The sequence below is a fragment of the Pseudoduganella sp. S-14 genome (genome assembly GCF_049913285.1).
Classification (GTDB): domain Bacteria; phylum Pseudomonadota; class Gammaproteobacteria; order Burkholderiales; family Burkholderiaceae_D; genus Rugamonas.
On sequence record NZ_CP183991.1, the window covers coordinates 3,988,591 to 4,015,459 of the forward strand.

The following is a 26,869-nucleotide window of genomic DNA, read 5'->3' on the forward strand; positions in this document are numbered from 1 at the left end:
CCTTTAATTTGCACTGGTTTCGAACCAGGTACCGATCAGCTGGCGTTCAGCGTCGGTCATATGGGTCATGTTTGCCAGCGGCATATCCTTGTTCTGCACCGCGCGCTGGTAGATCTTGGCGGCATGCTGTTTAACCTGGGCCTCGGTATCGAGCATCACGCCGCCCGGGGCTGATGCGAAACCCGCCTGGGTTGGCGTCGCAGAGTGGCAGGAGGCGCAGCGCTGCGTCACAACTTGCTGCACGCTGGACAAGCTGGCCTGGCCGGCCGGCGCAGCGTGTGCATCGGCATCCGCTGCCGCAGCCACGGTCGCAGGCGCGGCAACTGCCTTGCGCGGCGCCGGAGCGATTGCCACCGCCACGCCGGCCAGCAGGATCACGCCGGCGATCGGGAACGCCGGCGACACCTTGCCCGCATGGCGCAGGTTGAAGAAGTGGCGAATCAGCACGCCAGCAGCCATGATGGCGGCCAGCACCAGCCAGCTGTAAGCGTGGCTGTAAGTCATGGCGTAATGGTTGCTGATCATGATCAGCAACACAGGCAGCGTGAAGTAGTTGTTGTGAACCGAACGCACCTTGGCGCGCTTGCCATAAATCGGGTCAGGCGATTCGCCCTTGGCCATCGCATCCACCAGCTTGCGCTGGCCAGGGATGATCACGAACAGCACGTTACCGACCATCATGGTGCCGATCATGGCGCCGACGTGGATGTAGGCTGCACGGCCGCTCAAGGTATGGGTCAGTACATAAGCCGCGCCGACAATCAGCACGAACATCACGGTACCCAGCACGGCGGGCTTTTCAGCCAGCGCGGTCTTGCACAGCGTGTCGTACACCAGCCAGCCGCCTGCCAGCGTGCCGAGGCCCACCGCCACGGCTTGCAGCGAGGTCAGGTCCGCCACGTTCTTATCGATCATCATCGCCGAAGCGTTGAAGTAGTAGACGATGAACAGCATGGCAAAGCCGCTCAGCCAGGTGGCATAGGCTTCCCACTTGAACCAGTGCAGGTCTTCCGGCAACTCATCCGGCGCAACCAGGTATTTTTGCGGGTTATAGAAGCCGCCGCCGTGCACGGCCCACAGCTCGCCCATCACGCCCTTCTTGGCAAGCGGGCTGCCAGGCTTGGGCGGACGGATCGAATTGTCCAGCCAGACAAAGTAAAACGAGGCGCCAATCCAGGCGATGCCGGTGATCAGGTGCAGCCAGCGAACCAGCAAATTAAGCCATTCCACCCCGTAAGGGCCGAATAAAGTCTCCATGATTTTTATCCATTAAGTCCGTTCACCTGCCTCTGGCGGGCACTTCAGATGAACCAAACGGTCGTTATACCGCCGCCGCTACGACCTGCGTGGATGGAACGATATCGGTTGCGGGCGCGGGAGACCTTCCATTTCCTATATAACTCGCATAGTCCTGGAGATATAGTTTCGCGCCTTGGAAGGTGCGAACCTCTCATGGATAAATCTAAATAAATAATATTCGGAGACCATGATGTCCAGATTGCCAGAACACTTAGACATCCACCTGATCCGTATCCTCTACCTGCTGCTGGTGGAGAAAAACGTATCGCGCGTGGCCCTTAAACTGAACCAGCCGCAACCCTCCATTTCCGGCTCCCTGCGCAAGCTGCGCGACCTGACCGGCGATCCCCTGCTGGTGCGCGGCGGCCGCGGCATGGTGCCGACGCAACACGGCGAGAGCCTGCTCAAGACCGCCAAGCGCATCCTCGACGAAACCGAGAGCCTGTTCAGCCCCAAGACGGCATTTGTGCCGCAAGACGAGGCGCGCACCTTTCATATCGCCGCGCCGGACTACATGAACACCCAGTTCTTTACCGAGGTGATCGCCCGGCTGCGTCGCGAATCGCCGCGCAGCCGGCTGGTGATCCATTCGCTGGGACCGGACATCGATTACGTACGGCTGCTGTCGGACGGCGACCTCGACCTGGTGGTCGGCAACTGGGACGAACCGCCGCAGCACCTGCACATTTCCAAGCTGTTCGACGACCCGATCGTATGCCTGATGCGCGCCAACAGCGCCTACGCCCGTCGCACCCCGAAGGACGGCATGACGCCCGAGGAATACCTCACCCTGCCCCACGTCGCCCCGGCCCAGATCCTGCCCGGCTACCATGGCAACATCGATTCCTTCCTCGAGGAGCGCGATATGGAGCGCAATATTGTTGTGGAATCGGCACACTTCCGCATGCTGCCCTACATCGTGCAGCAGACAGATTTAGTTTTGACGGCTGGCAAACAATTCGCCAGCTTCTACGAAAACCTGCTTGGCCTGAAGTCGTACAAAGTGCCGCTGGATTTCCCGCCATTGAGCTTCTACCAGCTATGGCACGAGCGCGCCCACCACGCCACCGAGCATAAGTGGCTGCGCGCCCAGGTCAGCGCTGCCGCCCGCCTGCTGGTGAAATAACTATCGCACCAGCTAGTAGCGCTTATCGGCCCAGCGTTATATCTCCCGCCTGCCGGGCCTCTATGATCAATTCGCTATTCCCCAGAACACTTTACTTGGAGCGGGTCGTCGCCAGGCGGCCCGAAGCACGATGACGAGCCTGAAGCGACTGAACACCTGCGACGCAGACACATTTACCGAGATCCTGCACGGCCTGTACGAGCATTCCCCGTGGATTCCCCAGCGCGCCGCCGCACTGCGCCCGTTCCGTACCATCGATGAGCTGAAACTCGGCCTGCAAAAAGTCGTCACGGACGCCAGCACAGACCAACAACTGGGCCTGATCCGCGCCCACCCGGAGCTGGCCGGCAAAGCCGCCGTTGCGGGTGAACTGACCCCAGAATCCACCAGCGAACAAGCCAGGGCTGGCCTGAACCTGTGCACCAAGGAAGAATTCGCCGCGCTGCAGGAGCTGAATGCCGCCTACAACAGCAAATTCGGCTTTCCCTTCATCCTGGCGGTCAAGGGCGGCGACGGCAAAGGCCTGTCGCGCCAGGCCATCATTGCCGCCTTCCGCCGCCGCCTGCGCAACCAGGCCGACGACGAACTGCGCGAGGCCTTGCGCCAGATCCACCGCATCGCCGAAATGCGCCTGAACGCACTCCTCTCCTACGTCCCGCACATGGGCCGCGACATCATGGAATGGGCCGAAGAAATCGGCGCGATGAGCGAAGACGAGCAAGGCCTCACCTGCACCTACATGACGCCGGTCCACCGCCGCACCGCCAACCAACTGGCCAAGTGGATGCGCGAAGCCGGCATGCATGCCCACGTCGACGCGGTCGGCAACGTGGTTGGCCGCTACCTGTCCACCGATCCGCAGGCGCGCACGCTGCTGACCGGCTCGCACTACGACACGGTGCGCAATGGCGGCAAGTACGACGGGCGGCAGGGCATCCTGACCGCCATCGCCGTGGTCAAGCACCTGCATGAAACCGGCGAAACGCTGCCGTTTCATCTTGAGGTGATCGGCTTTGCAGAAGAAGAAGGTGTGCGTTTCAAGAGCACCTTCCTCGGCAGCAGCGCCGTGATCGGCCAGTTCGACCCAAAGCTGCTGGACCTTCGCGACCGCGACGGCCAGCTGCTGCGCGACGTGCTGACCGATGCCGACCATGACTTCAACGCGATTGCCGGCATTGCCCGCGATCCGTCCGACCTGCTTGGTTTCGTCGAAGTGCATATCGAACAAGGCCCGGTATTGCTGGAGCGCGGCCTGCCGGTAGGCGTGGTGACCTCCATTGCGGGCAGCAAGCGTTACCTGGTCGAGCTGAAAGGCGTCGCCAGCCACGCCGGCACCACGCCTATGCCTATGCGCAAGGACGCCGCCGCTGCCGCAGCCGAGATCATCCTGTACGTGGAACAGCGCTGCGCACAGGATCAGGAATCCGCCCTGGTCGGCACCGTCGGCCAGTTGCAGGTGCCTAACGGTTCCACCAATGTGATTCCGGGCGCCTGCACCCTATCGCTCGATATCCGCGCCGCCGACAACACCGCGCGCGATGGCGCCGTGGACGACATCCTCGCCCACATCGAGAAAGTGTGCGAAAAGCGCCACATTACGTACCAGATCGAACAAACCGTTGCCGCCGATTGCGCGCCATGCGCGCCGCGCCTGATGGAGCAGCTGGCAGCAGCAGTGGAGCGGAACGGCATTCCCGCCTTCCACCTCGCTTCCGGCGCCGGCCACGATGCCATGCTGATGGCGCGCGTCACCGACGTCGCCATGCTGTTCACCCGCTGCGGCAACGGCGGCATCAGCCACAACCCGCTGGAGACCATGACGGACGATGACGCCGACCTGTCGGCGCGCATCCTGCTGAGCTTCCTGCGCAACTATACGTAAATCAAGATAGCCAATATGTCCCGGCATATAAGCGGAAAAGGAGACCTTCAACGATATTGTTAAAACAAGCAGCGCAACGCCGCCATATTTGCCCGCCCGGAGAGGCGGGATTTCGGGCGCAAAAAACTAAACGGAGACAACCCAAATGCAATTCCTGGACAACTATTTCAAGCTCGGCGAGCACGGCACCGACGTGCGCACCGAGGTGCTGGCTGGCATTACCACCTTCCTGACGATGGCGTACATTATCTTCGTCAACCCTTCCATCCTCGGCGACGCCGGCATGCCGAAAGACTCGGTCTTTGTGGCCACCTGCGTGGCGGCGGCCGTCGGCACCCTGATCATGGGCCTGTACGCCAACTTCCCTATCGGCCTGGCTCCCGGCATGGGCTTGAACGCCTACTTTGCCTACGGCGTGGTGGCAGGCATGGGCTTTCCATGGCAAGCCGCCCTGGGCGCGGTGTTCATCTCCGGCTGCTGCTTCATGATCGTCAGCCTGCTGCGCATCCGTGAAAAAATCATGAATGCCATTCCGGCCTCGCTGCGTATCGCGATTCCGGCTGGTGTCGGCCTGTTCCTGGCGCTGATCTCGCTGAAGAACGCTGGCATCGTGGTCTCCAGCCCTGCCACCTTCGTCACCATGGGCGACCTGCATAAGCCAGCCCCGGTGCTGGCCATCGTCGGCTTCCTCGTCATCGTCGCCCTGGATCGCCTGAAGATCACCGGCGCCCTGCTGATCGGCATCATGGCTGTGACCGTGCTGAGCTTCTTCTTCGGTGGCAATGCTTTTCACGGCATCGTCTCGGCACCGCCTTCGATTTCCCCGACCGCTTTCGAACTGGACATCATGGGCGCCGTCTCGCACGGCCTGTTCAACGTGGTGCTGGTGTTCTTCCTGGTCGAGCTGTTCGACGCCACCGGCACCCTGATGGGCGTGGCGCAGCGCGCCGGCCTGATGAAAGACGGCAAGCTGCCGCCCAACATGAACAAGGCACTGCTGGCCGATTCCGGCGCCATTATCGCCGGCTCCGTCATGGGAACCTCGAGCACCACCGCTTTCATCGAAAGCGCGGCAGGCGTGCAGGCAGGCGGCCGTACCGGCCTGACCGCGGTTATCGTGGCCCTGCTGTTCCTGGCCGCCCTGTTCATCGCGCCGCTGGCCGGCGTGGTACCGGCATACGCTACCGCGCCAGCGCTGTTCTTCGTCGCTTGCCTGATGCTGCGCGAAATGTCGGAGATCAACTGGTCCGAAACCACGGAAAGCGTACCGGCAGTAGTCACCGCGCTGGTCATGCCATTCACCTATTCGATCGCCAACGGCCTGGCACTGGGCTTCATCAGCTACGCCGCCCTGAAACTGTTGACCGGCAAGTACAAAGAAGTCAGCGCCATGATCTGGTGTGTCGCAGGTGTGTTCCTGTTTAAAACAATTTACATCGCAGGATGAAGCAAGGAGTAGCAAAGATGTCCCAACCGATTCGTTTCTTCTACCAGGGGCGCGTGCAGGAAGTCGATTCCGCCGCCCCCACCCGCACCGTGCTGCAACACCTGCGGGAAGACCTGCACTGCACCGGCACCAAGGAGGGCTGCGCCGAAGGCGACTGCGGCGCCTGCACCGTGGTGATCGGCTCGCTGGTGGATGGCGAGCTGGAAATGCGCAACGTGAATTCGTGCATCCAGTTCCTGCCAACCCTGGACGGCAAGGCGGTGTTTACGGTGGAAGACCTGAAACAGCCGGACGGCGGCCTGCACCCGGTGCAGGAAGCGCTGGTGGAATGCCATGGCTCCCAATGCGGTTTCTGTACTCCTGGTTTCGCCATGTCGCTCTGGAGCCTGTACCTGAAGCAGGAAGGCCAGGCTGCGCCGCCATGCCGCAAAACGATCGACGAGACATTGTCCGGTAACCTGTGCCGCTGCACGGGCTACCGCCCGATTATTGATGCAGCCGCCCGCATGGGCGAGTTGCCGGCGGTCAGTTTCGACCGCGACGCACTGAAGGCAGTCCTGCAAGACCTGCAACGAGATACCATGTTCAGCTACACCCACGACGGCCAGACGTTCCACGCACCGCGCACCCTGGCTGAAATGACTGCCCTGCGCGCGGCCAAGCCGACCGCCACCATCCTTGCCGGCTCGACCGACGTCGGCCTGTGGGTCACCAAGCAAATGCGCAACCTGGGCGACGTGATCTACACGCGCCAGGTGCCGGAACTGCACCGCATCGCCAGCGTCGACGGCATGCTGGAAATCGGCGCTGCCGTTGCGCTGGACGACGCCTACAAAGCTGTGCTGGAACTCTATCCGAACGACTCGCTGCATGAACTGTGGCAGCGCTTCGCCTCGCAGCCGATCCGCAGCACCGGCACACTGGGCGGCAGCGTAGCCAACGGTTCGCCGATCGGCGATTCCGCGCCATGGATGATCGTGCTCGGCGCAGAGATCGTACTGCGTTCCGACAAAGGCCAGCGCATCCTGCTGCTGCAGGACTTCTACCTCGATTACATGAAGAAGGACTGGCAAGCGGGCGAGTTCGTGGAAGCTGTGCGCATTCCGCAGCCGCGCATCGGCCAGCAGTTCCGCACCTACAAGCTGGCCAAACGCTACGACCAGGATATCTCCGCCGTGTGCGCCGCCTTCTCGCTCGACTTCGACGACGGCATAGTTTGCAACGCCCGCATCGCCTACGGCGGCATGGCAGCGACTTCGCGCCGGGCACCACAGGCCGAAGCAGCCATCAATGGCCAGCCGTGGCACGAGGCCACTTTGCGCGCGGGCATGGACGCCCTGGCACGCGACTACACGCCGCTGACGGACATGCGCGCCTCCGCCAATTACCGCATGCGCACTGCACAAAACCTGCTGCGCCGCTTCTGGATGGAGACCCGCCCGGAAGACGCCATACCAAGCACTTACGTCAATGCTTACGCATTCAAGGAAGGAGCCGCCGCATGAACAGCAAGTCCGAACAGTTCATGACGCTCGGCGCCGCCAAGGGCTGGTCCGAAGTGGGCCAGAGCCATCCGCACGAATCGGCCATCCTGCACGTGCTCGGCGAAGCCGTCTACACCAACGACATCCCCGAGGCGCAAGGCACGCTGCACGCTGCGCTGGGCCTGTCTGCCAAGGCCCACGCACGCATCCTGTCGCTCAACCTGGAGCCGGTGAAAGCTATGCCAGGCGTGGCCGCCGTGTACACCTGGAAGGACATCCCCGGCACCAACGATTGCGGCCCGATCATCCACGACGACCCGATCCTCGCCGAGGAAAAGGTGGAATACGTCGGCCAGCCGATCTTCATCGTGGTAGCCGACACCCACGACAACGCACGCCGCGCCGCCCGCAAGGCCGATATCCAGTACGAAGAACTGCCAGCCATCCTGACGCCGCAAGCCGCGCGCGACGCCGAATCGTTCGTGGTGCCGCCAATGCGCCTGACGCGGGGCGACGCGCAGGCGGCGTTCGCGCGCTCCCCGAATATCCTGAAAGGCAAGCTGCACGTCGGTGGCCAGGAGCAGTTCTACCTGGAAGGCCAGATCTCGTATGCCATTCCCAAGGAAGGCAACGGAATGCACGTCTACTGCTCCACCCAGCACCCGACCGAAATGCAGCACGTGGTGTCGCACGCGCTGAGCTGTCCGTCGCATGCAGTGGTGGTGGAATGCCGGCGCATGGGCGGTGGTTTTGGCGGCAAGGAATCCCAGTCCGCACTATGGGCCGCCTGCGCAGCAGTCAGCGCCGCGCGGCTGAAACGCCCGGTAAAGCTGCGTGCCGACCGCGACGACGACATGATGGTCACCGGCAAGCGCCACTGCTTCTACTACGAGTACGAGATCGGCTACGACAACCAGGGCCTGATCACCGCCGCCAAAGTGCAGATGGTGACGCGCGCCGGCTTCTCGGCCGACCTGTCGGCACCAGTGGCAACGCGCGCCATCTGCCACTTCGACAATACCTACTACCTGTCGGACGTGGACATCCGCGCCATGGCCGGCAAGACCAACACGCAGTCGAATACCGCCTTCCGCGGCTTCGGCGGACCGCAAGGGGCCATCGCCATCGAATACATCCTCGATGAAATCGCCCGCAATCTCGGCAAGGACGCCCTGGACGTACGCAAGCTGAACTTCTACGGCCGCAACGACGAGGAAGGCCGCAATATCACGCAATACGGCCAGAAGGTGACGGACAACGTCATCCACGAGCTGGTAGCGCAATTGGAAAGCGAGACCGCCTACCGCACCCGCCGCGAAGCCATCCGCGCCTTCAACACCAGCAGCCCGGTGCTGAAGAAGGGCCTGGCGCTGACGCCCGTGAAATTCGGCATCGCCTTCAACGTCACGCACTTCAATCAGGCTGGCGCGCTGGTGCACATCTATGTCGACGGCTCGGTGCTGGTGAACCACGGCGGCACCGAAATGGGCCAAGGCATCAACACCAAGGTTTGCCAGGTGGTGGCGCATGAGCTGGGGATTCCGCTGTCCAGCGTACGCGCTTCCGCCACCGATACCAGCAAGGTTGCCAATACCTCCGCCACCGCCGCCTCGACCGGCGCAGACCTGAACGGCAAGGCCGCGCAGGATGCCGCGCACACGCTGCGCAGGCGCCTGGTGGATTTCGCAGCAAAGTCGTTCGGCGTAGCGGCGGAAGAAATCATCCTCGCCAACGGCACCGTGTTCGCGGGCGAAACCGTGATCCCGTTCGCCGACCTTGTGCAGAAAGCCTACCTGGCGCGCGTGCAGTTGTGGTCCGACGGCTTCTACGCCACGCCTGGCCTGAGCTGGGACCGCGAGACCATGAGCGGCAATCCCTTCGGCTATTACGCCTACGGCGCCTCGGTATCCGAAGTCATCGTCGACACCCTGACCGGCGAATGGAAGCTGCTGAAGGCCGACTGCCTGTATGACGCCGGCAATTCCTTGAATCCTGCCATCGACGTCGGCCAGGTGGAAGGCGCATTCATGCAGGGCATGGGCTGGCTGACAACCGAGGAATTGTGGTGGAACCAGCAGGGCAAGCTGATGACGCACGCACCGTCGACCTACAAGATCCCCGCCGTATCCGACTGCCCGGAAGACTTCAACGTACGCCTGTTCAAGAACCGCAACCCGTTCGACAGTATCCACCGCTCCAAAGCGGTCGGCGAACCGCCGCTGCTGCTGCCCTTCTCCGTCCTCCTGGCCATTCGCGACGCCGTCGCCTCGGTCGGCGACTACCGCATCAACCCGCCACTACGCGCACCTGCCACCGGCGAAGCCATCCTCGACGCGGTAGACGCCGTTCGCGCCCAGGCATGACGCTCGCGCGACGCCTTGCCGCAGAAGGCCTTGGCACGGCGCTGTTGCTGGCCATGGTGGTGGGCTCCGCCATCATGGCCGACCGCCTGGCAGGCGGCAATGCCGCAATCGCCTTGTTCGCCAATTCAGTCGCCAGCGCCGCCGGCCTGTTGGCGCTGATCCTGGCGTTCGGCGCGATCTCCGGCGCCCATTTCAACCCGGTCGTCACGCTGTCGGAAGCCTGGCAAGGCGGCATGGAGTGGAGCGATACGCTCCCCTATGTGGCGGCGCAGGTTTTCGGGGCGTTCGCCGGCATTGCCGCTGCGCACGCGATGTTCGGCGAACCGTTGTTTGCCCTGGCGACCCACCCAAGAGGCGGTGCAGCGCTGTGGTGGAGCGAGTTCATGGCAAGCTTCGGCCTGATTTTCGTAATCAGCGGCTGCGCACGCAGCCGGCCCGCATTGACGCCGTTTGCCGTCGCTGCCTACATCGCTTCCGCTTACTGGTTCACCGCATCGAGCTCGTTCGCCAACCCTGCCCTTACCTTGGCCCGGGCCGCGACGGATACGGGTGCTGGCATACGCTTTGCAGATGTACCCGGCTACGTCGCCGCCCAATTGCTCGGCGCAATGGCAGCGACTGTTCTCGCCACCTGGCTGCACAGTCCAGCGAAACTTCGAGAGCGTGAACCGGACGTGCGCCGCGCGTCGACCAATTGACCGTTCCGTTACTGGAAATTAGCTGCGTTTTCGCCACTCAATCAATTCGGCGATGGTGAGGATCGGCATGCCATGCAGTTGCGCGAACTGCTCGATGGCATCGCCACGCATCATGGTGCCGTCCGGATTCATCAGCTCGCACAGCACGGCCGATGGCGACAGGCCAGCCATGCTGGCCAGGTCGACCGAGCCTTCGGTGTGGCCGGCGCGCATCAGGACACCGCCTGGCGTGGCGCGCAGCGGGAAGACGTGGCCGGGCCGCACCATGTCTTCCGGGCGTGCGCCAGGCGCCACGGCGGCGCGGATGGTCGTGACACGGTCAGCGGCCGATACTCCGGTTGTCACGCCGTGGCGTGCCTCGATCGAGACCGTGAACGGGGTGCCGTACTTGCTGCCGTTTTCGGCGGCCATCGGTGGCAGTTCGAGCTCACGCACTTTTTCCGCAGTAAGGCACAGGCAGACGATGCCGCTGCATTCGGGGATCATAGGGCCATGGTTTCGACCGTCAGGCGATCGGTGGCGGCAATCAGGTCGGCTTCGTTCTCGCGGTCGAAGTCGTCCAGCAAGATGACTGGGATACCGTCGGCCCTGGAGTCACACCAGGTCTGCTGACCCTGCCCTATCCAGCCAGGCAGGCGCTCGCGGGCTTGAACGTTGCCGTTCTCACCGCCGGTGGGGAATTGCACCCCGCCCCGAAGACGTAATTATTTGCCTGCACTTTGCAGGCGCTGGGATTCTACCAGCAAAACCGGTAAACCAGGGTACGACCCAAGGGTCGGACCCTGTACGGTCTTCGGGCCGCGCGTTGGGTAGATTGGCATTGATCCTCGTCGAAAGTCAACGGCGCACAACCAGACCCGGGACCTGGAGACCGTACAGTATCTGGCCCTTGGGTCTGACCGGGGCATGCCGGTTTTAGCCGACCGTACCGATAATGGAAACCTCGCGGTTCTCCGGCACCTCGTTATACGACAGTACATGCAGGCCCGGTGCGAACAAGCGGGCGTAGCGCGCCAGCAGCGGCCGGATCTGCGGCAGCACCAGCAGCAAAGGCGGCGTCGCCTGCTGCTTCATCTGCTCGCGCGCCACCGGCATATTCACCTGCAGCTGCGCCAGCAGGTGCGGGTCGATCGGGTAGTTATCGAGCACCACCTTGCCGCTCTGGCGCGCCTGGTTCAGCGAGCCAAGCAGCATGTTTTCCAGCTCGCCGCCCAGGTTAAAGGCCAGCATCTCGGTCTTCTGCCCGAACAGGCCGGACACGATCTGGCGCCGCAGCGCGCACCGCACCTCGGCCGCCAGCAGGATCGGGTCCTTGGTGGTCTCGGACGAATCGAGCAAGGTGGTCGCAATCGGCACGATATCCTTGAGCGACACCGACTCCTGCAACAGCACGCGGAACACGCGCAGCAGCTGGGTATGCGTCAGCGCCTTGTCCAGCGAACCGGCCAGCTTCGGCGACAAGGCAGTCAGGCGTTCCATCAGCGCCGCGACGTCTTCATGACGGAACAGCTCGGGCAGGTACTCGCGAATCAGCTTCGATACATGGGTCGCGATGGCGCTTGGCGCTTCCACCACCTGGTAGCCCAGTCCCAGCGCGTGGGCCTTGTCCTTACTCTCGATCCAGGTCACCGGCATGCCATAAGCCGGCTCCACGCCAGGGATACCATCGATCTGGCCATAGACGTTCGGCGACGGGATTGCCATCAGGCGGTCGGCAAACACTTCGGCCAGCGCAATCGTGGAACCGCCCAGCACCACCGCATACTGCGACGGTTTCAACCCCAGGTCATCGCGCACATTAATCTGCGGCAGGACCATGCCCATCGCCTCGGACAGGCTCTGGCGCACGCCGCGCAGGCGCTTGGTCAGCACCTCGCCATGCGCCTTGTCGATCATGCCCACCAGCTTGTAGCCCAGCGACACCTGGAGCGGCTGCACCACGGGCAGCGATTGCCATTCCAGCTCCGGCACCTTTTCTTCGCGCAGCGCAGCCTCGATGGCAGCGATATTATCGACCACCGGCGCGCCCTGCCGCTGATACAGCCGCCAGCCTGCATAGGCCAGCACAGCGGCAAAGGTGAGGAAACTCAGTTTCGGCATGCCCGGCACCAGGCCGATGATGACCATCACGGCTGCCGCGCTGAACAGCACGTTCGGCGATGCCAGCAGCTGCTGGCCCACCTGGGCCTCGAAGTCCGTGCCTTCCGACTCCGACACGCGGGTCACAATGATCGCTGCGGCAGCCGACAGCAGCAGCGCCGGGATCTGCGCCACCAGGCCGTCACCGATGGTCAGCAGGGCATACTGCTTGAAAGCATCGCCAAAGCTCATGTCCTGCATCACGGTACCGATGGCGACACCGCCGACGATATTGATGATCAGGATCAGGATCGACGCAACCGCATCGCCGCGCACGAACTTGGCGGCGCCGTCCATGGCGCCGTAGAAGTCTGCTTCCGTCGCCACTTCCTTGCGGCGCTGTATCGCTTTTTCCTGGTTGATCAGGCCCGCATTCAGATCGGCGTCGATCGCCATCTGCTTGCCGGGCAAGGCATCCAGGGTGAAGCGCGCCGACACCTCGGAAATACGCTCGGCGCCCTTGGTCACCACGGCGAAGTTGATGATCATCAGGATCACGAACACCACCATGCCGACCACGTAATTGCCGCCAATGACCACCTGTCCAAACGCTTCGATCACCTTACCGGCAGCGTCGGTGCCCTGGTGGCCATGCAGCAGCACGACGCGGGTCGAGGCCACGTTCAGCGTCAGCCGCATCAGTGTGGTGGCCAGGATCACCGTCGGGAAAACCGAGAAGTCCAGCGGGCGCTTGGCGTTCACGCTGACCAGGATCACGATCAGCGCCAGGACGATATTGAAGGTGAACAGGACATCCAGCAGGATAGGCGGCAATGGCAGGATGATCATCGCCAGGATCGCCAGCAGGAATACCGGCGTGGCGAGTTTGTGGCGTCCCGCTTCTGCGAACAAGCCCTTCAGGAAATTCATGTCGTTGCTGCCTCACTCATGGAAGTTGGAACCGGTACCTGCCCCGCTTCCAGCGGATTTGGCTGCGATGGACGGCGCCCTTCTCGGAACGCCCTCAACTGCAGCACATAATGCAGGACCATGGAAACAGCCTGGTACAACTGCACGGGAATCTGCTGGTTGACCTGACTGGTATTGTAGATTGCGCGCGCCAAGGGCGGCAGCGATAGCACTTCAATTCCGTGCTCCTGCGCCAGGCGCTTGATGTACAGCGCCATCTCGTCGACGCCCTTGGCCAGCACGAATGGCGCCTCGGCGCGCTGTTCGTCGTATTTGAGCGCCACCGCGTAGTGCTCCGGATTGACGATCACCACATCGGCGCCAGGCACGATCTTGCGCGCGGAGCGTTCGGCCAGGGCGCGCTGCAGCTGGCGGATGCGCTGGCGCACTTCCGGCCGGCCTTCCTGCGACTTGTACTCTTCCTTCAGCTCCTGCTTGGACATCTTCTGCTGCTCGGCGAAGAAGTAAGCCTGGGCCGGCACGTCGATGATGGCGAAGATGATGAACACGGCAACCATGGTCATCACGCCGTTCAGCATCTGGTTGGCGCCCGCGATCATGGCTTCATTCAGGCCCAGGCCCTGCAGCCGGGTGTACTCGTTGACCGTGCTGGTGCCTATGTGCACCAGCACCCAGCCCAGCACCGCAGCCTTGCCGATCGACACCAGCAGCTCGAAGCCATGCTTCTTCGAAAACAGCCGCCCCAGGTTGGTGACGGGGTTGAAGCGCTCGAACTTGGGCTGCAGGTTCTTGGCGCTCATCACCCAGCCGCCCGGCACCATGGCGCCCAGCACGACAAACAGCGGCACCACGAATAAAGGCAGCACCATCTTCACCAGCAGCAGGGCGGAACTGAGCCAGACCGTACTCATCACGTTGTCCAAAGTCCCCTCGCCTTCCAGCGGCGCGAAGGCCTGGTGGAAGATTTCGCGGAAATCCATCAAATAGTCCGGCAGCATGTACACGAATAACTTGAGCGACACCAGGATGCCGATCGCCGTGGCCAGGTCGCGCGAACGCACCACCTGGCCTTCCTGGCGGGATTTCTTCAGCTTCTGCGCTGAAGCCTTCTCTGACTTGTCGCCGCCGCTGTCGTCAGCCATGTGGCACCATCTGTTGCTGGATCATGTCGAGCACGCGCGTCGACATGCGGATGTAATGCTGCGGGATGAAGCGCACCACCTGGCCCAGCATCAGCAGGCCGAAAATGGTGATCACCGAAAAGCCCAGCGCAAACAGGTTCAGCGTCGGCGCCACGCGGTTCAGGAAACCGAATCCGAGCTGCACCACCAGCGCCGAAAACACCACCGGGATCGCCAGCAGCATGGCAGCCGAAAAGACCCATGCCACATTCCAGGCTACCGCCTGCAGCAGCAGCGCCGAATAGCCTCCGCCCAGCGGCCAGGCCTTGAAGCTTTGCCCGATCACGCCGGCCAGCACCAGGTGGCCGTCAATCGAAAAGAAGACGACAATGGCCAGCATGGTCAGCAGCGCCGACACCACGTCCGACGAAGCGCCGTTCAGCGGGTCATTCATCACCGCCATCGAAAAGCCGACCTGGCTCGACACCAGGTAACCCAGCACGCCGATCACCGACATCGAAAAATGGAATGCCAGCCCGATCGCGCCGCCAATCACCGCCTGCTCCAGCGTAACCGCGATCCCCTGCACGGAAATCGGGTCGATGCCCTGCACCATCTGCCCCTGCGTCACCGGCAGCAGGATGATTGCCAGCACCAGCGACACCAGCAGCCGCACCGTGACCGGCACCATCATCTCGCCCAGCACCGGCGCCGCGCTCAGCATGGCCATGCAGCGCACGAAAGGCCACCAGATTGCCGTCAGCCACACCAGGAGGTTTGCCAGGACCTGTTCCATGGCCCGCTACCCCACCAGTGTTGCCGCGCGCTGGAATATCGAGACGCAATAATCCATCAGGTAGCTGGACATCCAGCGTCCCGTCAGGACAATGGCAAGCAGGGTTACCAGCAGGCGCGGCAGGAAGCTCAGCGTTTGCTCATTGATTTGCGTCGCGGCCTGCACCAGCGCCACCAGCAGGCCCGCCACCAGCCCTGGCACCACCAGCACCATGACCATGATCATTACGATATGCAGGGCCTCGACGATCAGGTCGACGGCCACGTCGGGCGTCAGCATCGCGTTGTCACCTAATAGGCCTGTACGCTCGTCACGAGCGTATTGACAGTCAATGTCCAGCCATCCACCAGCACGAACAGCAGCAGCTTGAACGGCAGCGAAATCACCAGCGGCGACAGCATCATCATCCCCATCGCCATCAGCACCGACGATACCACCAGGTCGATGATCAGGAAGGGAATGAACAGCAGGCAACCGATCTGGAAGGCCGTCTTCAATTCAGACAAGACAAACGCCGCCAGCTTGACGGTAAACCCATGGTCGGCAGGATTGCTGACCGCGTCTTCGCCGGCAAGGTGGGCGATCTGCTTGAGCGAAGCCTTGCTGGTCTGGGCCAGCATGAAGCGCGAAATCGGCTTCTCGGCAATCTTCAGCGCATCCTGCAGGCCGATCTTGTCCTGGTCGTAGGGCACGAAGGCATCGCGCCACACCGCGTCGCCGATCGGCTTCATGACCAGCAGGGTCAGGATCAGCGCCACGCCGGTGATGATACGGTTGGGCAAGCCCTGCTGCAGGCCGAGGGCCTGCCGCAGCAGCGACAGCACGATCACGAAACGGGTAAAGCTGGTCATCATCATGACCATGATGGGCAACAGGCCCAGCAGGGTCATGATGATCAGGATCTGCATCTTCACCGACAAGTCGGTCTTGGCGCCAGGGACCACCCCGGCCAGCAAATCCTGGGCCCACGCCGGCGCGCAGACACATAGCAGCACTGCCCCGGCCGCCAGGCCGGGCACCAGGCGGCGCACGGTCATGGCGCCATCATGTCGAGGTTCAACCCGTCCAGATCGATGACCTTGAGGCCGTAATTTTCGCCGGCCACCACCACCTCGGCGCGGCCGATCGCGGTGCCGTTGACCTTGATGGTCAGCGGTTCCCCGGCAAGCATGTCGAGTTCCACCACGCTGTCCGGGCCGATCTGCATCAGGTCTTGCAACGACAGGCGGGCCGAGCCGACCTCCAGCGTCAGCGTGACGGGAATCTTGCGCATCATGGCAGGCAGGTCGCGCCGGCCGGCACGCGGCGCCGGCACGTCGCTCAAATCCTGCGCTCCCTGGTCGATGATCATTTCTTCCGACATATCGTCCAGCATGGAGTCGTTGGAACCGTTCGGGTTATTCATCATGTTCATTCGGAATCTTCAAAAGAGGTTAAGCAGAGTTTGCCCTTGTGCTCAGTGACCGCAGCTGTAAACAGGCGGGATTCTTCGAGCATGACGTCTGCCCTGTGCAGGCTGATCGGGATGACATCGCCCACACGCAGGTCGAACATGGCGCCCAGCGTGGTTTCCTTGGAAACCAGCCGGCCGCTCAGGCCAACCTGGAGCCGCGCCGCCAGCGGCCCTGGATTCTTGCTGCCCTTCTTGCCGGCATCGCGCTCCGGCATCAGGCCGGCCAGCACACTGCCCATCACTTGCTTGTCCAGCGCGAACCAGGCCTTGCCCTGCAGTTCGCCATCGCTCAGCGAAACGGTGATCACCCAGCTGCCTTTGCCGGGCTGGGCGGCGCTGCTGGCCTTGATGCTTTCCTCTTCGCCAAGTTCGCGCCCGCTTGCAGGCAGGTTACTTTCAATTCGCGCTGCCAGAATGCTCACCAGCTGTTGCCCCAGAACCACAGCCAGGCGTTCCTCGGTAGCGGTAACTCGCACTGCCTGTTCGTCAACAGCGGCATCGGCGCGGGTGGCGCGCCCGTAACGGTAATTCAATACGCCTAGCAGTATCTTACGCTCGAGGGCGAAACCGAGTTGCCCGGAAGGCGCTGCAAAGCCCAGCCAGCGCTGGCGCGCTTCGCTGCCGTCGAGGCGGCAGAAGGAAACATCGTCCACCTGGAACGTGCCCCAGTAACGGCGGTGCACATTCAGGCGCATGGCCTGGGCCAGGTCTTCGCGCAACTGCGCGGCAAACTCAGGCAGCCGGTGCACCGGCCGCCCCAGCAAGCAAGGGTCAAGTACTTCGTATTGCACAGTGCTTTGAGAGGTTGTCATAGTTGGCCATCCGTCTGCTGCAATCCTATCGCAAAGTTCTGCGCTCAGGATGATCTTGGAAGCGTAGAATAACTCAAATCCCTCAGTATTGCCATGAATCAAGTACCTCGGCGGTCAAAAAGTCTTTACATAAAAGTTTCCCGGTAGTAAGCTTCATTATTGCAAGGTAACACCAGTTGATTGCAAAAACTATCCTTAGTGCATGATTTATAAGAAGTTTTGCGTTTCACAAGCGCTTGTTGCGTACTGGAAAACGGGATACACTGCATGTTCCCGTACGGCACCATTTAACATTTCAACCAGATTGTTGGTTAATAACGGGAAGTTAACCTTGTTGCAGATACAACAAGCAGCGTGAAGCAAACAACCTGAGGTGAACAATGGCAAATGAATTCGCTGGCCTGATCAAGGCCGACCTGGCATCCCTGAACAATGCGGCCGCCGAGCTCACGCAGCACGCCAACCTCATTGCGCCTGCGGCCCAGTTCAATGCGCCCCAGTCCGGCGCGACCTTCTCCTTTGCCCAAACCATGCAAGACGCGATTGCCGGCGTCAATGGACAAGACGTTGACGCCGGTCAAAAGATGGCCGATGTCGACGCCGGCCGCAGCGACGACCTGGTGGGCGCCATGCTGGCCAGCCAGGAAGCCAGCCTGTCGTTCCAGATGTTGATGCAGGTGCGCAACAAGGTGATGGGTGCGGTCGATGAATTGATCAAGCTTCCGCTGTAATCTGTAGTTTCCGCCTTCCCTCTCGAAAGACCTGACGTGATTGCTAACCTCAAGTCCGCCCTCGGACGCTGGCGCGGCGCGGCGGCACCAGTGGTGCCGCCGGCTGTCATGAAGAACCTGTATCCCCTGCTGCTGCTCGCGGTCGGCGTGACGGCGCTGGTGCTGATGGTGCTGTGGAAGGACCAGAGCGGCTACAAGCCGGTCTTTGGCCAGCGCGAAAAAGTGGCCACCGCCGACATGATGAACGTGCTCGACGCGGAAAAGATTTCTTACCGCATCCACCCGGAGACCGGCCAGGTGCTGGTGCCGGAAGGCAAGCTGGGCCAGGTGCGCATGCTGCTCGCCGCCAAGGGCGTGACCGCGCAATTGCCGGCCGGCCTGGAACTGATGGACAAGAACGACCCGCTCGGCGTCTCGCAATTCGTGCAGGATGTGCGTTTCCGCCGCGGCCTGGAAGGCGAACTGGCCAATTCGATCATGACCCTGGACGCCATCGCCCATGCGCGCGTGCACCTGTCAATCGCCAAGTCGACATCCTTCGTGTCGAGCGATGGCGAGAAATCGTCGGCCTCCGTGGTTATCGCTACCAAGCCGGGCCGCACCCTGGCGCCGGAACACATCGCGGCCATTGTCAACATGGTGTCCGGCAGCGTTGCTTCGCTGAGCCCGGCGCGCGTGAGCCTGGTCGACCAGGCCGGCAACCTGCTGTCTTCGCACGTCGACCTGACTGAAGCGTTCGATGCCTCGACCTCGACCAACGAGAACGCCAAACGCCAGCAGGAAGAAATCCGCGCCAATATCAAGGGCCTGCTGGGCCCTATCATGGGCGACAATAATTTCCGCGTCAGCGTGACCGCCGATGTCGACAACGACAAGGTCGAAGAAACCGTTGAAAAATATGGCGCCGATCCCAAGGTAACCAGCGAAGCGATGCGCGAAGAGCAGGACCGCAATCGCATCGCGATGGGCGTGCCTGGCACCCTGTCCAACCGTCCGCCGCAGCAGCAGGCTGCCGATGCGGCGGCCGCGGCTGGCGCGCCTGGCCAGGCGCCGGAAGGCACCGCGCGCAAGAACGCGACCACGCGCCAGTTCGCCTATGACCGCAGCATCACCCAGACCAGGCGCGCTCGCGGCCGCCTGGTAAGGCAGAACGTGGCCGTGGTGCTGGCGCATGCGGCAGCGCCCTTCCCCAAGACTGGTTGGACGGCGGCTGAAATCGCCAACATCGACAAGGTGCTGCGCAACGGCCTGGGCATCAATGAAGAGCGTGGCGACAAGCTGGTGGTGAGCGCCATGAACTTCCCAGCCAAGGCGGCCGAAGTGCCGTGGTGGCAAGAGCGCGATACGGTGGTCGATTCGGTCAACTGGCTCGGTTATGCGGTGGCTCTGCTGCTGGCTTACCTGCTGCTGCTGCGCCCGCTGCTGCGCCTGCTGACCGCACGCTTCGCGCCCGCCATGCCGGCGCTGGCAGCCAAGCCGGCCCTGGCTGGCGCGGCGGCACGCCAGGCCGAGGCAATGCCGGTCCCGGCCAGCGCCGTGCCGGGCGCCGCCGGCGCGGCGCCTGCACTAGGCTCTCCGGAAGCGCAGGAAGCCGCCGGCGCCAAGCCGACAGCCCTGGAGGGCAGCCAGATGCCGATGGTGCCGCTGCTGGAAAATTACGATTTGCCGCCGGCCGGTTCGCCGGTGGACGTGATGGTGGACCACCTCAAGGTTCTGGCAGAGAAAGAGCCGGAACGCGTAGCCGAAGTCGTCAAACAATGGATGCAGAAAAATGGCCGACATCAACAATAACCTGGACCAGGAGCAGGGCCTGAGCCCGGTCGAGCAAGCCGCGATCGTGCTGCTGTCGATCGGCGAAGAGCCGGCCGCTGCCGTGCTGCGCTGCCTGTCGCGCGAAGAATTGCTGGAAGTGACCCAGGTCATGTCGCGCATGAGCGGCATCAAGGTGGAAGAAGTGAAGACTGCCATGCAGACCTTCTTCGACGATTACCGCCAGCAGTCCGGCGTGCATGGGGCCTCGCGTTCCTTCCTCAAGCGCTCGCTCGACCTGGCGCTGGGCGGCGATATCGCCAATACCGTGCTGAACAACATCTACGGCGACGAGCTGCGCCCGAAAATGGCGCGCCTGCAGTGGGCCTCGCCGAAATGGCTGGCCGATTTCATCGCCAACGAACACGTGCAGATGCAGGCGGTGTTCCTGGCCTTCCTGCCGCCGGCGCTGGCCGGCCAGATCCTCGACGCGCTGCCGCTCGAAGGGCGCGACCTGGTGCTGCTGAACATGGCGCGCCTGGACGAGATCGACCGCGACCTGCTGCTGGAACTGGAAGAGCTGGTGAACCGCTGCCTGTCCTCCTTCGATTCGCAGTCGACCAGCGTGGAAGGCGTGCGCCAGGTGGCCGAGATCCTGAACCGCCTGCCCAGCAACCGGGCCCAGATCGTCGAGCTGCTGCGCGCCCACGACCCGGAAGTGGTGGAACAGATCGAGATGCAGATGTACGACTTCCTCATCCTCTCGACCCAGACCGAAGTCACGCTTACCCGCATCATCGAGGAAGTGCCGCTCGAGCAGTGGGCCATCGCGCTCAAGGGGGCCGAACAGGCGATCCGCGACGCGGTGCTGAAGACCATGCCGAAGCGCCAGGCGCAAGCGTTCGAAGACATGATGCGGCGCGCCGGCCCGGTGCCGATGTCGCGCATCGAAGCGACGCGCCAGGAAATCATGGCCACCGTGAAAGCGCTGGCCGATGCCGGCGAAGTCGAAGTGCAGCTGTTTGCTGAAACGGTGGTCGAGTGATGAAACAGTTCCGCCCTTACCGCTTCCCGCCTTTGCAGCAGTACGTGCATGGCGCCAACGGCCAGCGTGTCGGCGGGCCGGGCCACGTGGCCGACGCCGCCCAGTGGCAGGCTTCTGTCAGCGAAGGTTTCGAGCAGGGCCAGCGCGACGGTTATGAAATCGGCTTGCAGCGCGGCCAGGAAGACGGCTTTGAAGCGGGCCGCCAGCAAGGCGTGGAGCTGGGCCGCGAAGAAGGCCGTCAGGAAACCCTGGTCGGCTTCGACCATCTGGCGCGCCCGGTCGACGGCATGCTGAAATCGCTGAAAAAGCTGCGCGCCGATTACCGCGCCGCGCAGCGCAAGGAAGTGGTGGACCTGGTGGCGAAAGTGGCGCGCAACGTGATCCGCGCCGAGCTTGCGCTGCAGCCGGTGCAGATCATGGCCCTGGTCGACGAGACCCTGGCCTCGATGCCGCCGACGCGCGACGAGATCGATGTCTACCTGAATCCTGAAGAAGTCAAGCGCATCATGGAAGTCGACCCGAAGCGCGCCAAGCGCTGGAACCTGATCGGCGACGCCCGCCTCGACCTGGGCGAATGCCGCATCCGTGCCGGCGACAGCGAAGTCGATGCCGGCTGCCACCAGCGTCTTGCCGCTGTCATGGAACAGGTCGATAATCAGTTGCAGGCCGCCGATGGCGGTGACGACGCTGAGAGTGAAGAATGATTGCAGACGCACTGCGCAAACTGGAACTCGATGACGTACCGCTGGCCACCCCGACCGGGCGCCTGGTGGGTGCATCCGGCCTGCTGCTGGAGGCCACCGGTTGCAAGCTGCATACCGGCCAGCGTTGCCAGATCGAGACAGTCGATGGCGATTGGCTGGACGCGCAAGTGGTGGGTTTCCGCGAAAAGCTGACCTTCCTGATGCCGTTCAAGAAGGCGGCCGGCCTGACCACTGGCGCGCGTGTGCTGCCCTCCAACGAAAAAGCCAGCCTGCAGATCGGCGACAGCTGGCTGGGCCGCATGGTCAACGGCATTGGCGAGCCGATCGATGGCCTCGGCAAGCTTGGCGGCGACTATCCGCTGGAAAGCCAGCCACCACGCGTCAACCCGCTCAAGAAGCAGCCGGTGGTGGACGCCCTGGACGTGGGCGTGCGCGCCATCAACAGCATGCTGACCCTGGGCAAGGGCCAGCGTGTCGGCCTGATGGCCGGCTCCGGCGTCGGCAAGTCCGTACTGCTGGGCCTGATCACCCGCCAGACCGTGGCCGACGTGGTGGTGGTCGGCCTGATCGGCGAGCGTTCGCGCGAGGTGCGCGAGTTCATTGAAATGTCGCTCGGCCCGGAAGGCTTGAAGAAGGCCGTGCTGGTGATCGCGCCGGCCGACGAATCGCCGCTGATGCGCATCATGGCAACCGAGCTGTGCCACTCGATCGCGGCCCATTACCGCGACCAGGTCAAGAATGTGCTGCTGCTGGTCGATTCGCTGACGCGCTATGCGATGGCGCTGCGCGAAGTGGCGCTGGCACTGGGCGAGCCGCCCGCCACCAAGGGTTATCCACCCTCGGTGTTCTCCGCCCTGCCGCAGCTGGTCGAATCGGCCGGCAATGGCGAGAACCCCTACGGCAGCATGAGCGCGATCTACACCGTGCTGGCCGAAGGCGATGACCAGCAAGACCCGGTGGTCGACACCGCGCGCGCGATCCTGGACGGCCACATCGTACTGACGCGCGAACTGGCCGAGCGCGGCCACTATCCGGCGATCAATATTGCCGCCTCGATCAGCCGCTGCATGAACCATGTCATCACGCGCGAGCACATGCTGGCGGCGCGGGCGCTGAAAGCCTCGATGGCGCGCCACGAACGCGTGCGCGACCTGATCCCGCTGGGCGCCTATGTGCCCGGCGCCGATCCGGTCACCGACAAGGCAGTCAACCTGCATCCGCATATCGAAGAATTCCTGTGTCAGGGGACCAAGGAACCGGCCCCCTATGCCAATTGCGTGGACCATCTTGAAAGGCTGATGGCATGACGAATACCCTGCACACCATCCGCAGCCTGTCGACCCTGGTCGACTTGCGCAGCAATGAAGTCGACAAGCTGCAATCGGAAATGGCCGCCAAGGAAAGCGTGCGCGAGCGCTACCAGAAGACCCTGGACAAGCTGACCAGCTTGTACGAAACCAGCGGCCCGTCCGGCCGGCTGCCGATGGCCCTGGCCCTCAATTGCGGCGATTACAAGCAAGGGGTGATGGCCATGGCCGACAGCCAGCGCGTCAACCTGCACATGCACGAGGCCGACATGGCCGTGTCGCAGCGCGCCCTGACCGCTGCCTTCGTCAAGCGCGAAGTGCTGGGACAGGTGCTGGAACGCCACCAGGATGCGGCCGCCACTGCGCAGCGCGCCCAGGAACGCAAGCGGCATGACGAACTGGCAACCCAACTGTGGTTCCGCGGACATAAATGAAAGGCTGAACCGAATATTTCATGAAGTCATCACTTTGGTCGCCTCTTACCTTGGTACACTTCATTTAATTTCTTCGGAGCACGAGAAATGGCAACTTCAGTCCCCACCTACGATCCCAAGAGCACGGCCGCCCAGCTGGCGCAGATGTATATCCAGGGCCGCCAGTCGATGCTCGACAGCCAGTCCGCCACTGCGACGGCCATTGACAAGGCGCTGACCAAGCTCAGCTCGGCCTTGGGCACCTTCCGCAGCGCCCTGTCGTCGAGCACGACCTCGGGCTCGGTGGTGGCCAATAAGGCAAGCTTCAGCTCCGACGTCGGCACCGCCAGCGCGAGCGCCACCGCCACGGCCGGCACTTACCAGTTCTACGTCGAGCAGCTGGCCACGGTGGGCCAGGTCTCGTACAGCGGCGTCACCGATTCCAATGTCGTGGGCGCCGCCGCCGGCACCCTGGCGGTGAAGCTGGCCGACGGTTCCAGCTTCACGGTCAACCTGGCCAACGGCGACAAGGACCTGAACAACGTGCTGAGCGCGAAGGAAATCGCCGCTGCCATCAATCTGGAAGCGACCAATAACTCGCGCGTGACTGCTTCGACCCTGACCGTCAACGGCCAGACCCGCCTGGTGCTCACGTCCAACCTGACCGGCCAGGCCAATGGCGTGGCCGGCATCGACGTCAGCGCCCTGGGCGACGCCAACCTGCAGACGCAACTGGGCGACGCCAACCGGGTGCTGCAGGCCGGCACCGATGCCGTGGTCTGGGTCGGCGCACCAGGTGGCGATCCGAGCAACAAGATCACGCAAGCGTCGAACACCTTCAGCGTGGTCGATGGCGTCTCGATGACGTTCACCAAAGCCCAGACCGGCGGCGTGCCGGTCACCTTGAGCGTGGCGCGCGACAGCAGCACCACCGCCACCAATGTGCAAAATTTCGTCGACCAGTGGAACAAGATGCTGGCGGCGCTGGGCGAACTGACGGCCGCCGGCGACGTCGCGAAAGGGTCGAGCTCCGGCATCTATGCCTCCGACGCCGGCATCGCCTCGCTGAAGTCGCGCATGCAGTCGCTGCTGCGCACCTCGGTGGGCGGCGTCAGCCTGGTCAACTATGGCGTCACGGCCCAGCGCGACGGCACCCTCGCGCTGGACAAGACGCGCCTGGACAAGACCCTGGCCACCAACCCGACCGGCCTCGATGCGATCCTGGGCAAGGCCGGCACCACGCCCACCGGCGTGCTGGGCAACCTCGACACCCTGGTGGCAAGCTGGACCAAGGCCGGTACCGGCCAGCTGGCCACGCGCAAGGATGCCAACGCCAAACTGCAGACCCAGCTGGCGGCCCGCCAGGCCGTGCTGGAAACCCAATACGACAACGCCTACAAACGTTACCTGGCCCAGTTCACCCAGCTGCAAAGCCTGCAGTCCCAGATGAGCGGAACTTCCAGCATGTTTGAAGCGATGTTCAGCAAATCCGATTCCTGAAAGCCTTAAACAATGGATCACGACGCCTACGGCAGCTATCACGCCACCAACCTGGAAGCACAGACGGCCCGCGCCACGCCGATCGAACTGGTGCTGGTGCTGACCGACGGCCTGCTGGAAGAGCTGGCCCGTGCACGCGGCCACATCGTCGGCAAGCGCTACGAACAAAAGGCGCTGAGCCTCGACAAGTGCACGGAAATCATCAACGGCCTTGCCAGCTCGCTCGATTTCGAGCAGGGCGGCGAGGTGGTGGCCAACCTGGGCCGCCTGTACGATTACTGCGCCGCCCGCCTGTACCGCGCCGGCGTCGACATGGACCCTGCCGTCATCGACGAAGTGGTGGGCCTGCTGACCACCATCCGCGCCGGCTGGCAGGGAGTGCACGACAAGCATGGATAGGCATACAACGCTGCTGCAGCTGGCGCAGCAGCTGAGCGCCGCCACTGCCGCCAGCGATTGGACGGCGCTGGCGGCAATGAACACTTTGATGGCCGCCACCGTGCCCAGGCTGGCAGCGCAGGGGGCGTGGACGCCGGCCGAGCGCGCAGCGCTGGCGGCGCTGCGCGACTTGCACCTGGCCGCAGTGGCAAAAGTCGACGGTGCCACGGCCGAGGCCGGCCAGCACCTGAGCGATATGACGAACAACAGAGAGGGCTGGCTTGCCTATGCCCTCGACAGCGGCAACGCTGCAACCGGAACCTGAGCATGATCAACCTGTCCGCGGCGCCTGCCGCCCCTGTCCCACCAGCAAGCGGCCCTGGCCTGCCGCCGCCGGCTGCCAACGGCGCTGCCGCCACCGATGCCGCGCGCGCCGGCGCCCCGTCCGACAGCGCAGCAGCAGGCAACGCCGTGCCCGGCGTGCTGCTGGACGCCGCCCTCGCGCCGGCGCCCTTCGGCGCCCTGCTGAACGCGATCGCCGGCCACAGCGCCGACGAAGAAGGCGCGCCAGCCCAGCCGGCGGTCGACCAGACTGCCGCTGCGCAGGCAGTGGCAACCATGCTGCCCGCCATGGGCAGCCTGCCGCTGGCGGGCGGCGTGCCCGGCGCCACCCCGGACAGCGTGGCCGCCGTTGCCGCTGCCCTGACGGCGCCGGCCGCCAAGCAGTCTGCCAACAACAGCGCCCTGCTGCTGCGCCAGCAGGCCCAGGCTACCACCCTGGCCGCGCGTGACGTCGGCGCCGGCGCACAAACCGAAGCAGCGGCGCCGCAAGCTGCCCTGCTCGACACGCGCGCCGCCATGCTGGCGGCAGCGGCCCGCCCTGCCGCCAACATGGCGCTGCCAGCTGCTGCCCCAGCGTCCGCTGCCCGCAGCACCGGCAGTGAAGCACTGGCCGCCGCGCTCAATGCGCTGCCGGGCCAGGCTGCCGACAGCACGGCAGCCCCGATCGCGGCCAAGGACAGCGCCAGCCTGCTGGCCGACAGCCAGCGCCAGCCGGCCGACGCCGGCACCCTGCCCGGCTTTCGCAGCGTGCTGGCCAGCGCCGCCAGCCAGCCTGGCGCTCCCCTGCAACTGAGCGGCAACCCCGAGCAATGGCAGCAGCCGCTGCGCGCCGCCCTCGGCGACCGCCTGCAACTGCAGCTGGCGCGCAATGACGAGCGCGCCGTGATCCGCCTCGAGCCGCCCAATATGGGCAGCGTGGAAATTTCCGTGCGCCACAGCGGCGGCGCCCTGCAAGTGAATATCGCCGCCAGCCATGGCGAAGTACTGCGCCAGCTCAACACCATTGGCGACGCGGTGCGCCAGGACCTGGCGCAGCGCCAGTTCGGCGACGTCGCCGTGACGGTTTCCTCAAGCAATGCGCGCAGCCTGGCCGATGGCGGCCAGCAGCAGCGCCAACAGCAATCCGAGCAACAGCGCCAGCCAGGCCGCGCCCTGGCAGACGGTGAGGCCGGCACCACCACTTTTGCCATGTTGGGCGAACGGGAGTAAG

At 63.6% G+C, this 26,869-nt stretch carries 26 protein-coding genes and 1 riboswitch; of the genes, 16 read left to right on the forward strand and 10 right to left on the reverse strand.

The window, feature by feature from the left end; genetic code table 11:
• Nucleotides 1-3: 3 nt before the first annotated feature.
• On the reverse strand, nucleotides 4-1,257 hold the full coding sequence (locus tag ACN9MZ_RS18145) for a urate hydroxylase PuuD (protein WP_426338357.1): 1,254 nt from the start codon (nucleotides 1,255-1,257) through the stop codon (nucleotides 4-6).
• Between the two features lie 232 nt (nucleotides 1,258-1,489).
• On the opposite strand from ACN9MZ_RS18145, the gene ACN9MZ_RS18150 reads away from it, so the two are divergent.
• The 6 genes from ACN9MZ_RS18150 (at nucleotide 1,490) to ACN9MZ_RS18175 (ending at nucleotide 10,299) form a co-directional block, all read left to right on the forward strand.
• A complete protein-coding gene (locus ACN9MZ_RS18150) occupies nucleotides 1,490-2,425 on the forward strand; it encodes a LysR family transcriptional regulator (RefSeq protein WP_426342926.1) in 936 nt (311 codons plus the stop codon).
• 130 nt (nucleotides 2,426-2,555) lie between these two features.
• Complete coding sequence (locus tag ACN9MZ_RS18155; RefSeq protein WP_426338358.1) at nucleotides 2,556-4,307, forward strand: allantoate amidohydrolase; 1,752 nt, start codon at nucleotides 2,556-2,558, stop codon at nucleotides 4,305-4,307.
• Nucleotides 4,308-4,452: 145 nt separating this feature from the next.
• Complete coding sequence (locus ACN9MZ_RS18160; protein ID WP_426338359.1) at nucleotides 4,453-5,754, forward strand: NCS2 family permease; 1,302 nt, start codon at nucleotides 4,453-4,455, stop codon at nucleotides 5,752-5,754.
• Nucleotides 5,755-5,771: 17 nt separating this feature from the next.
• Nucleotides 5,772-7,259, forward strand: coding sequence for a xanthine dehydrogenase small subunit (gene xdhA / locus ACN9MZ_RS18165; protein WP_426338360.1), 1,488 nt, complete (start codon nucleotides 5,772-5,774; stop codon nucleotides 7,257-7,259).
• The gene (xdhB, locus tag ACN9MZ_RS18170) at nucleotides 7,256-9,601 is read left to right on the forward strand and encodes a xanthine dehydrogenase molybdopterin binding subunit (protein ID WP_426338361.1); all 2,346 of its coding nucleotides are present in this window, start codon (nucleotides 7,256-7,258) and stop codon (nucleotides 9,599-9,601) included. The genes xdhA and xdhB overlap by 4 nt, the downstream gene beginning before the upstream one ends.
• The gene (locus ACN9MZ_RS18175) at nucleotides 9,598-10,299 is read left to right on the forward strand and encodes an aquaporin (RefSeq protein ID WP_426338362.1); all 702 of its coding nucleotides are present in this window, start codon (nucleotides 9,598-9,600) and stop codon (nucleotides 10,297-10,299) included. Before xdhB ends, ACN9MZ_RS18175 begins: the two co-directional genes overlap by 4 nt.
• Before the next feature lie 18 nt (nucleotides 10,300-10,317).
• On the opposite strand, the gene ACN9MZ_RS18180 is transcribed toward ACN9MZ_RS18175, so the two are convergent.
• From ACN9MZ_RS18180 to ACN9MZ_RS18220, 9 genes are all read right to left on the reverse strand, one after another.
• Complete coding sequence (locus ACN9MZ_RS18180; RefSeq protein WP_426338363.1) at nucleotides 10,318-10,785, reverse strand: 3,4-dihydroxy-2-butanone-4-phosphate synthase; 468 nt, start codon at nucleotides 10,783-10,785, stop codon at nucleotides 10,318-10,320.
• Nucleotides 10,782-10,865 (reverse strand): hypothetical protein, encoded by an 84-nt coding sequence (locus ACN9MZ_RS18185; protein WP_426342927.1) that lies wholly within the window; start codon nucleotides 10,863-10,865, stop codon nucleotides 10,782-10,784. Before ACN9MZ_RS18185 ends, ACN9MZ_RS18180 begins: the two co-directional genes overlap by 4 nt.
• A riboswitch (FMN riboswitch) is annotated at nucleotides 10,835-11,003 on the reverse strand. (Overlaps the previous gene by 31 nt.)
• Nucleotides 11,004-11,214: 211 nt before the next feature.
• On the reverse strand, nucleotides 11,215-13,308 hold the full coding sequence (locus ACN9MZ_RS18190) for a flagellar biosynthesis protein FlhA (RefSeq protein WP_426338364.1): 2,094 nt from the start codon (nucleotides 13,306-13,308) through the stop codon (nucleotides 11,215-11,217).
• The gene (gene flhB, locus ACN9MZ_RS18195) at nucleotides 13,305-14,450 is read right to left on the reverse strand and encodes a flagellar type III secretion system protein FlhB (protein ID WP_426338365.1); all 1,146 of its coding nucleotides are present in this window, start codon (nucleotides 14,448-14,450) and stop codon (nucleotides 13,305-13,307) included. Before flhB ends, ACN9MZ_RS18190 begins: the two co-directional genes overlap by 4 nt.
• Nucleotides 14,443-15,225, reverse strand: coding sequence for a flagellar biosynthetic protein FliR (locus tag ACN9MZ_RS18200; protein WP_426338366.1), 783 nt, complete (start codon nucleotides 15,223-15,225; stop codon nucleotides 14,443-14,445). The genes flhB and ACN9MZ_RS18200 overlap by 8 nt, the downstream gene beginning before the upstream one ends.
• A gap of 6 nt (nucleotides 15,226-15,231) precedes the next feature.
• Complete coding sequence (gene fliQ / locus ACN9MZ_RS18205; protein ID WP_055924555.1) at nucleotides 15,232-15,504, reverse strand: flagellar biosynthesis protein FliQ; 273 nt, start codon at nucleotides 15,502-15,504, stop codon at nucleotides 15,232-15,234.
• An 11-nt stretch (nucleotides 15,505-15,515) separates the two neighbouring features.
• Nucleotides 15,516-16,262: a flagellar type III secretion system pore protein FliP gene (gene fliP, locus ACN9MZ_RS18210; protein WP_426338367.1), complete on the reverse strand. Its 747-nt coding sequence runs from the start codon at nucleotides 16,260-16,262 to the stop codon at nucleotides 15,516-15,518.
• The gene (locus tag ACN9MZ_RS18215) at nucleotides 16,259-16,633 is read right to left on the reverse strand and encodes a FliM/FliN family flagellar motor switch protein (RefSeq protein WP_426342928.1); all 375 of its coding nucleotides are present in this window, start codon (nucleotides 16,631-16,633) and stop codon (nucleotides 16,259-16,261) included. The genes fliP and ACN9MZ_RS18215 overlap by 4 nt, the downstream gene beginning before the upstream one ends.
• Nucleotides 16,634-16,635: 2 nt before the next feature.
• On the reverse strand, nucleotides 16,636-17,490 hold the full coding sequence (locus ACN9MZ_RS18220) for a FliM/FliN family flagellar motor switch protein (protein ID WP_426338368.1): 855 nt from the start codon (nucleotides 17,488-17,490) through the stop codon (nucleotides 16,636-16,638).
• Nucleotides 17,491-17,870: 380 nt separating this feature from the next.
• On the opposite strand from ACN9MZ_RS18220, the gene ACN9MZ_RS18225 reads away from it, so the two are divergent.
• The 10 genes from ACN9MZ_RS18225 to ACN9MZ_RS18270 all read left to right on the forward strand — a co-directional run bounded on the left by ACN9MZ_RS18225 (nucleotide 17,871) and on the right by ACN9MZ_RS18270 (nucleotide 26,868).
• Nucleotides 17,871-18,221 (forward strand): flagellar hook-basal body complex protein FliE, encoded by a 351-nt coding sequence (locus ACN9MZ_RS18225; RefSeq protein WP_426338369.1) that lies wholly within the window; start codon nucleotides 17,871-17,873, stop codon nucleotides 18,219-18,221.
• Nucleotides 18,222-18,257: 36 nt separating this feature from the next.
• Nucleotides 18,258-20,012 (forward strand): flagellar basal-body MS-ring/collar protein FliF, encoded by a 1,755-nt coding sequence (gene fliF, locus ACN9MZ_RS18230; protein WP_426338370.1) that lies wholly within the window; start codon nucleotides 18,258-18,260, stop codon nucleotides 20,010-20,012.
• A complete protein-coding gene (locus ACN9MZ_RS18235; protein WP_426338371.1) occupies nucleotides 19,993-21,015 on the forward strand; it encodes a flagellar motor switch protein FliG in 1,023 nt (340 codons plus the stop codon). Before fliF ends, ACN9MZ_RS18235 begins: the two co-directional genes overlap by 20 nt.
• Entirely contained in the window at nucleotides 21,015-21,719 is a 705-nt protein-coding gene (gene fliH / locus ACN9MZ_RS18240) for a flagellar assembly protein FliH (protein WP_426338372.1), read from the forward strand. Before ACN9MZ_RS18235 ends, fliH begins: the two co-directional genes overlap by 1 nt.
• Complete coding sequence (gene fliI, locus ACN9MZ_RS18245; protein WP_426338373.1) at nucleotides 21,716-23,026, forward strand: flagellar protein export ATPase FliI; 1,311 nt, start codon at nucleotides 21,716-21,718, stop codon at nucleotides 23,024-23,026. The genes fliH and fliI overlap by 4 nt, the downstream gene beginning before the upstream one ends.
• The gene (gene fliJ / locus ACN9MZ_RS18250; protein ID WP_426338374.1) at nucleotides 23,023-23,460 is read left to right on the forward strand and encodes a flagellar export protein FliJ; all 438 of its coding nucleotides are present in this window, start codon (nucleotides 23,023-23,025) and stop codon (nucleotides 23,458-23,460) included. The genes fliI and fliJ overlap by 4 nt, the downstream gene beginning before the upstream one ends.
• Nucleotides 23,461-23,547: 87 nt before the next feature.
• Complete coding sequence (fliD, locus tag ACN9MZ_RS18255) at nucleotides 23,548-24,939, forward strand: flagellar filament capping protein FliD (RefSeq protein ID WP_426338375.1); 1,392 nt, start codon at nucleotides 23,548-23,550, stop codon at nucleotides 24,937-24,939.
• A gap of 12 nt (nucleotides 24,940-24,951) precedes the next feature.
• On the forward strand, nucleotides 24,952-25,338 hold the full coding sequence (gene fliS / locus ACN9MZ_RS18260; protein ID WP_090436437.1) for a flagellar export chaperone FliS: 387 nt from the start codon (nucleotides 24,952-24,954) through the stop codon (nucleotides 25,336-25,338).
• Nucleotides 25,331-25,642: a hypothetical protein gene (locus ACN9MZ_RS18265; protein ID WP_426338376.1), complete on the forward strand. Its 312-nt coding sequence runs from the start codon at nucleotides 25,331-25,333 to the stop codon at nucleotides 25,640-25,642. The genes fliS and ACN9MZ_RS18265 overlap by 8 nt, the downstream gene beginning before the upstream one ends.
• A gap of 2 nt (nucleotides 25,643-25,644) precedes the next feature.
• Nucleotides 25,645-26,868 carry a flagellar hook-length control protein FliK gene (locus tag ACN9MZ_RS18270; protein WP_426338377.1) on the forward strand — a complete coding sequence of 408 codons (1,224 nt, stop codon included), beginning with the start codon at nucleotides 25,645-25,647 and terminating at the stop codon, nucleotides 26,866-26,868.
• Nucleotide 26,869 lies beyond the last annotated feature (1 nt).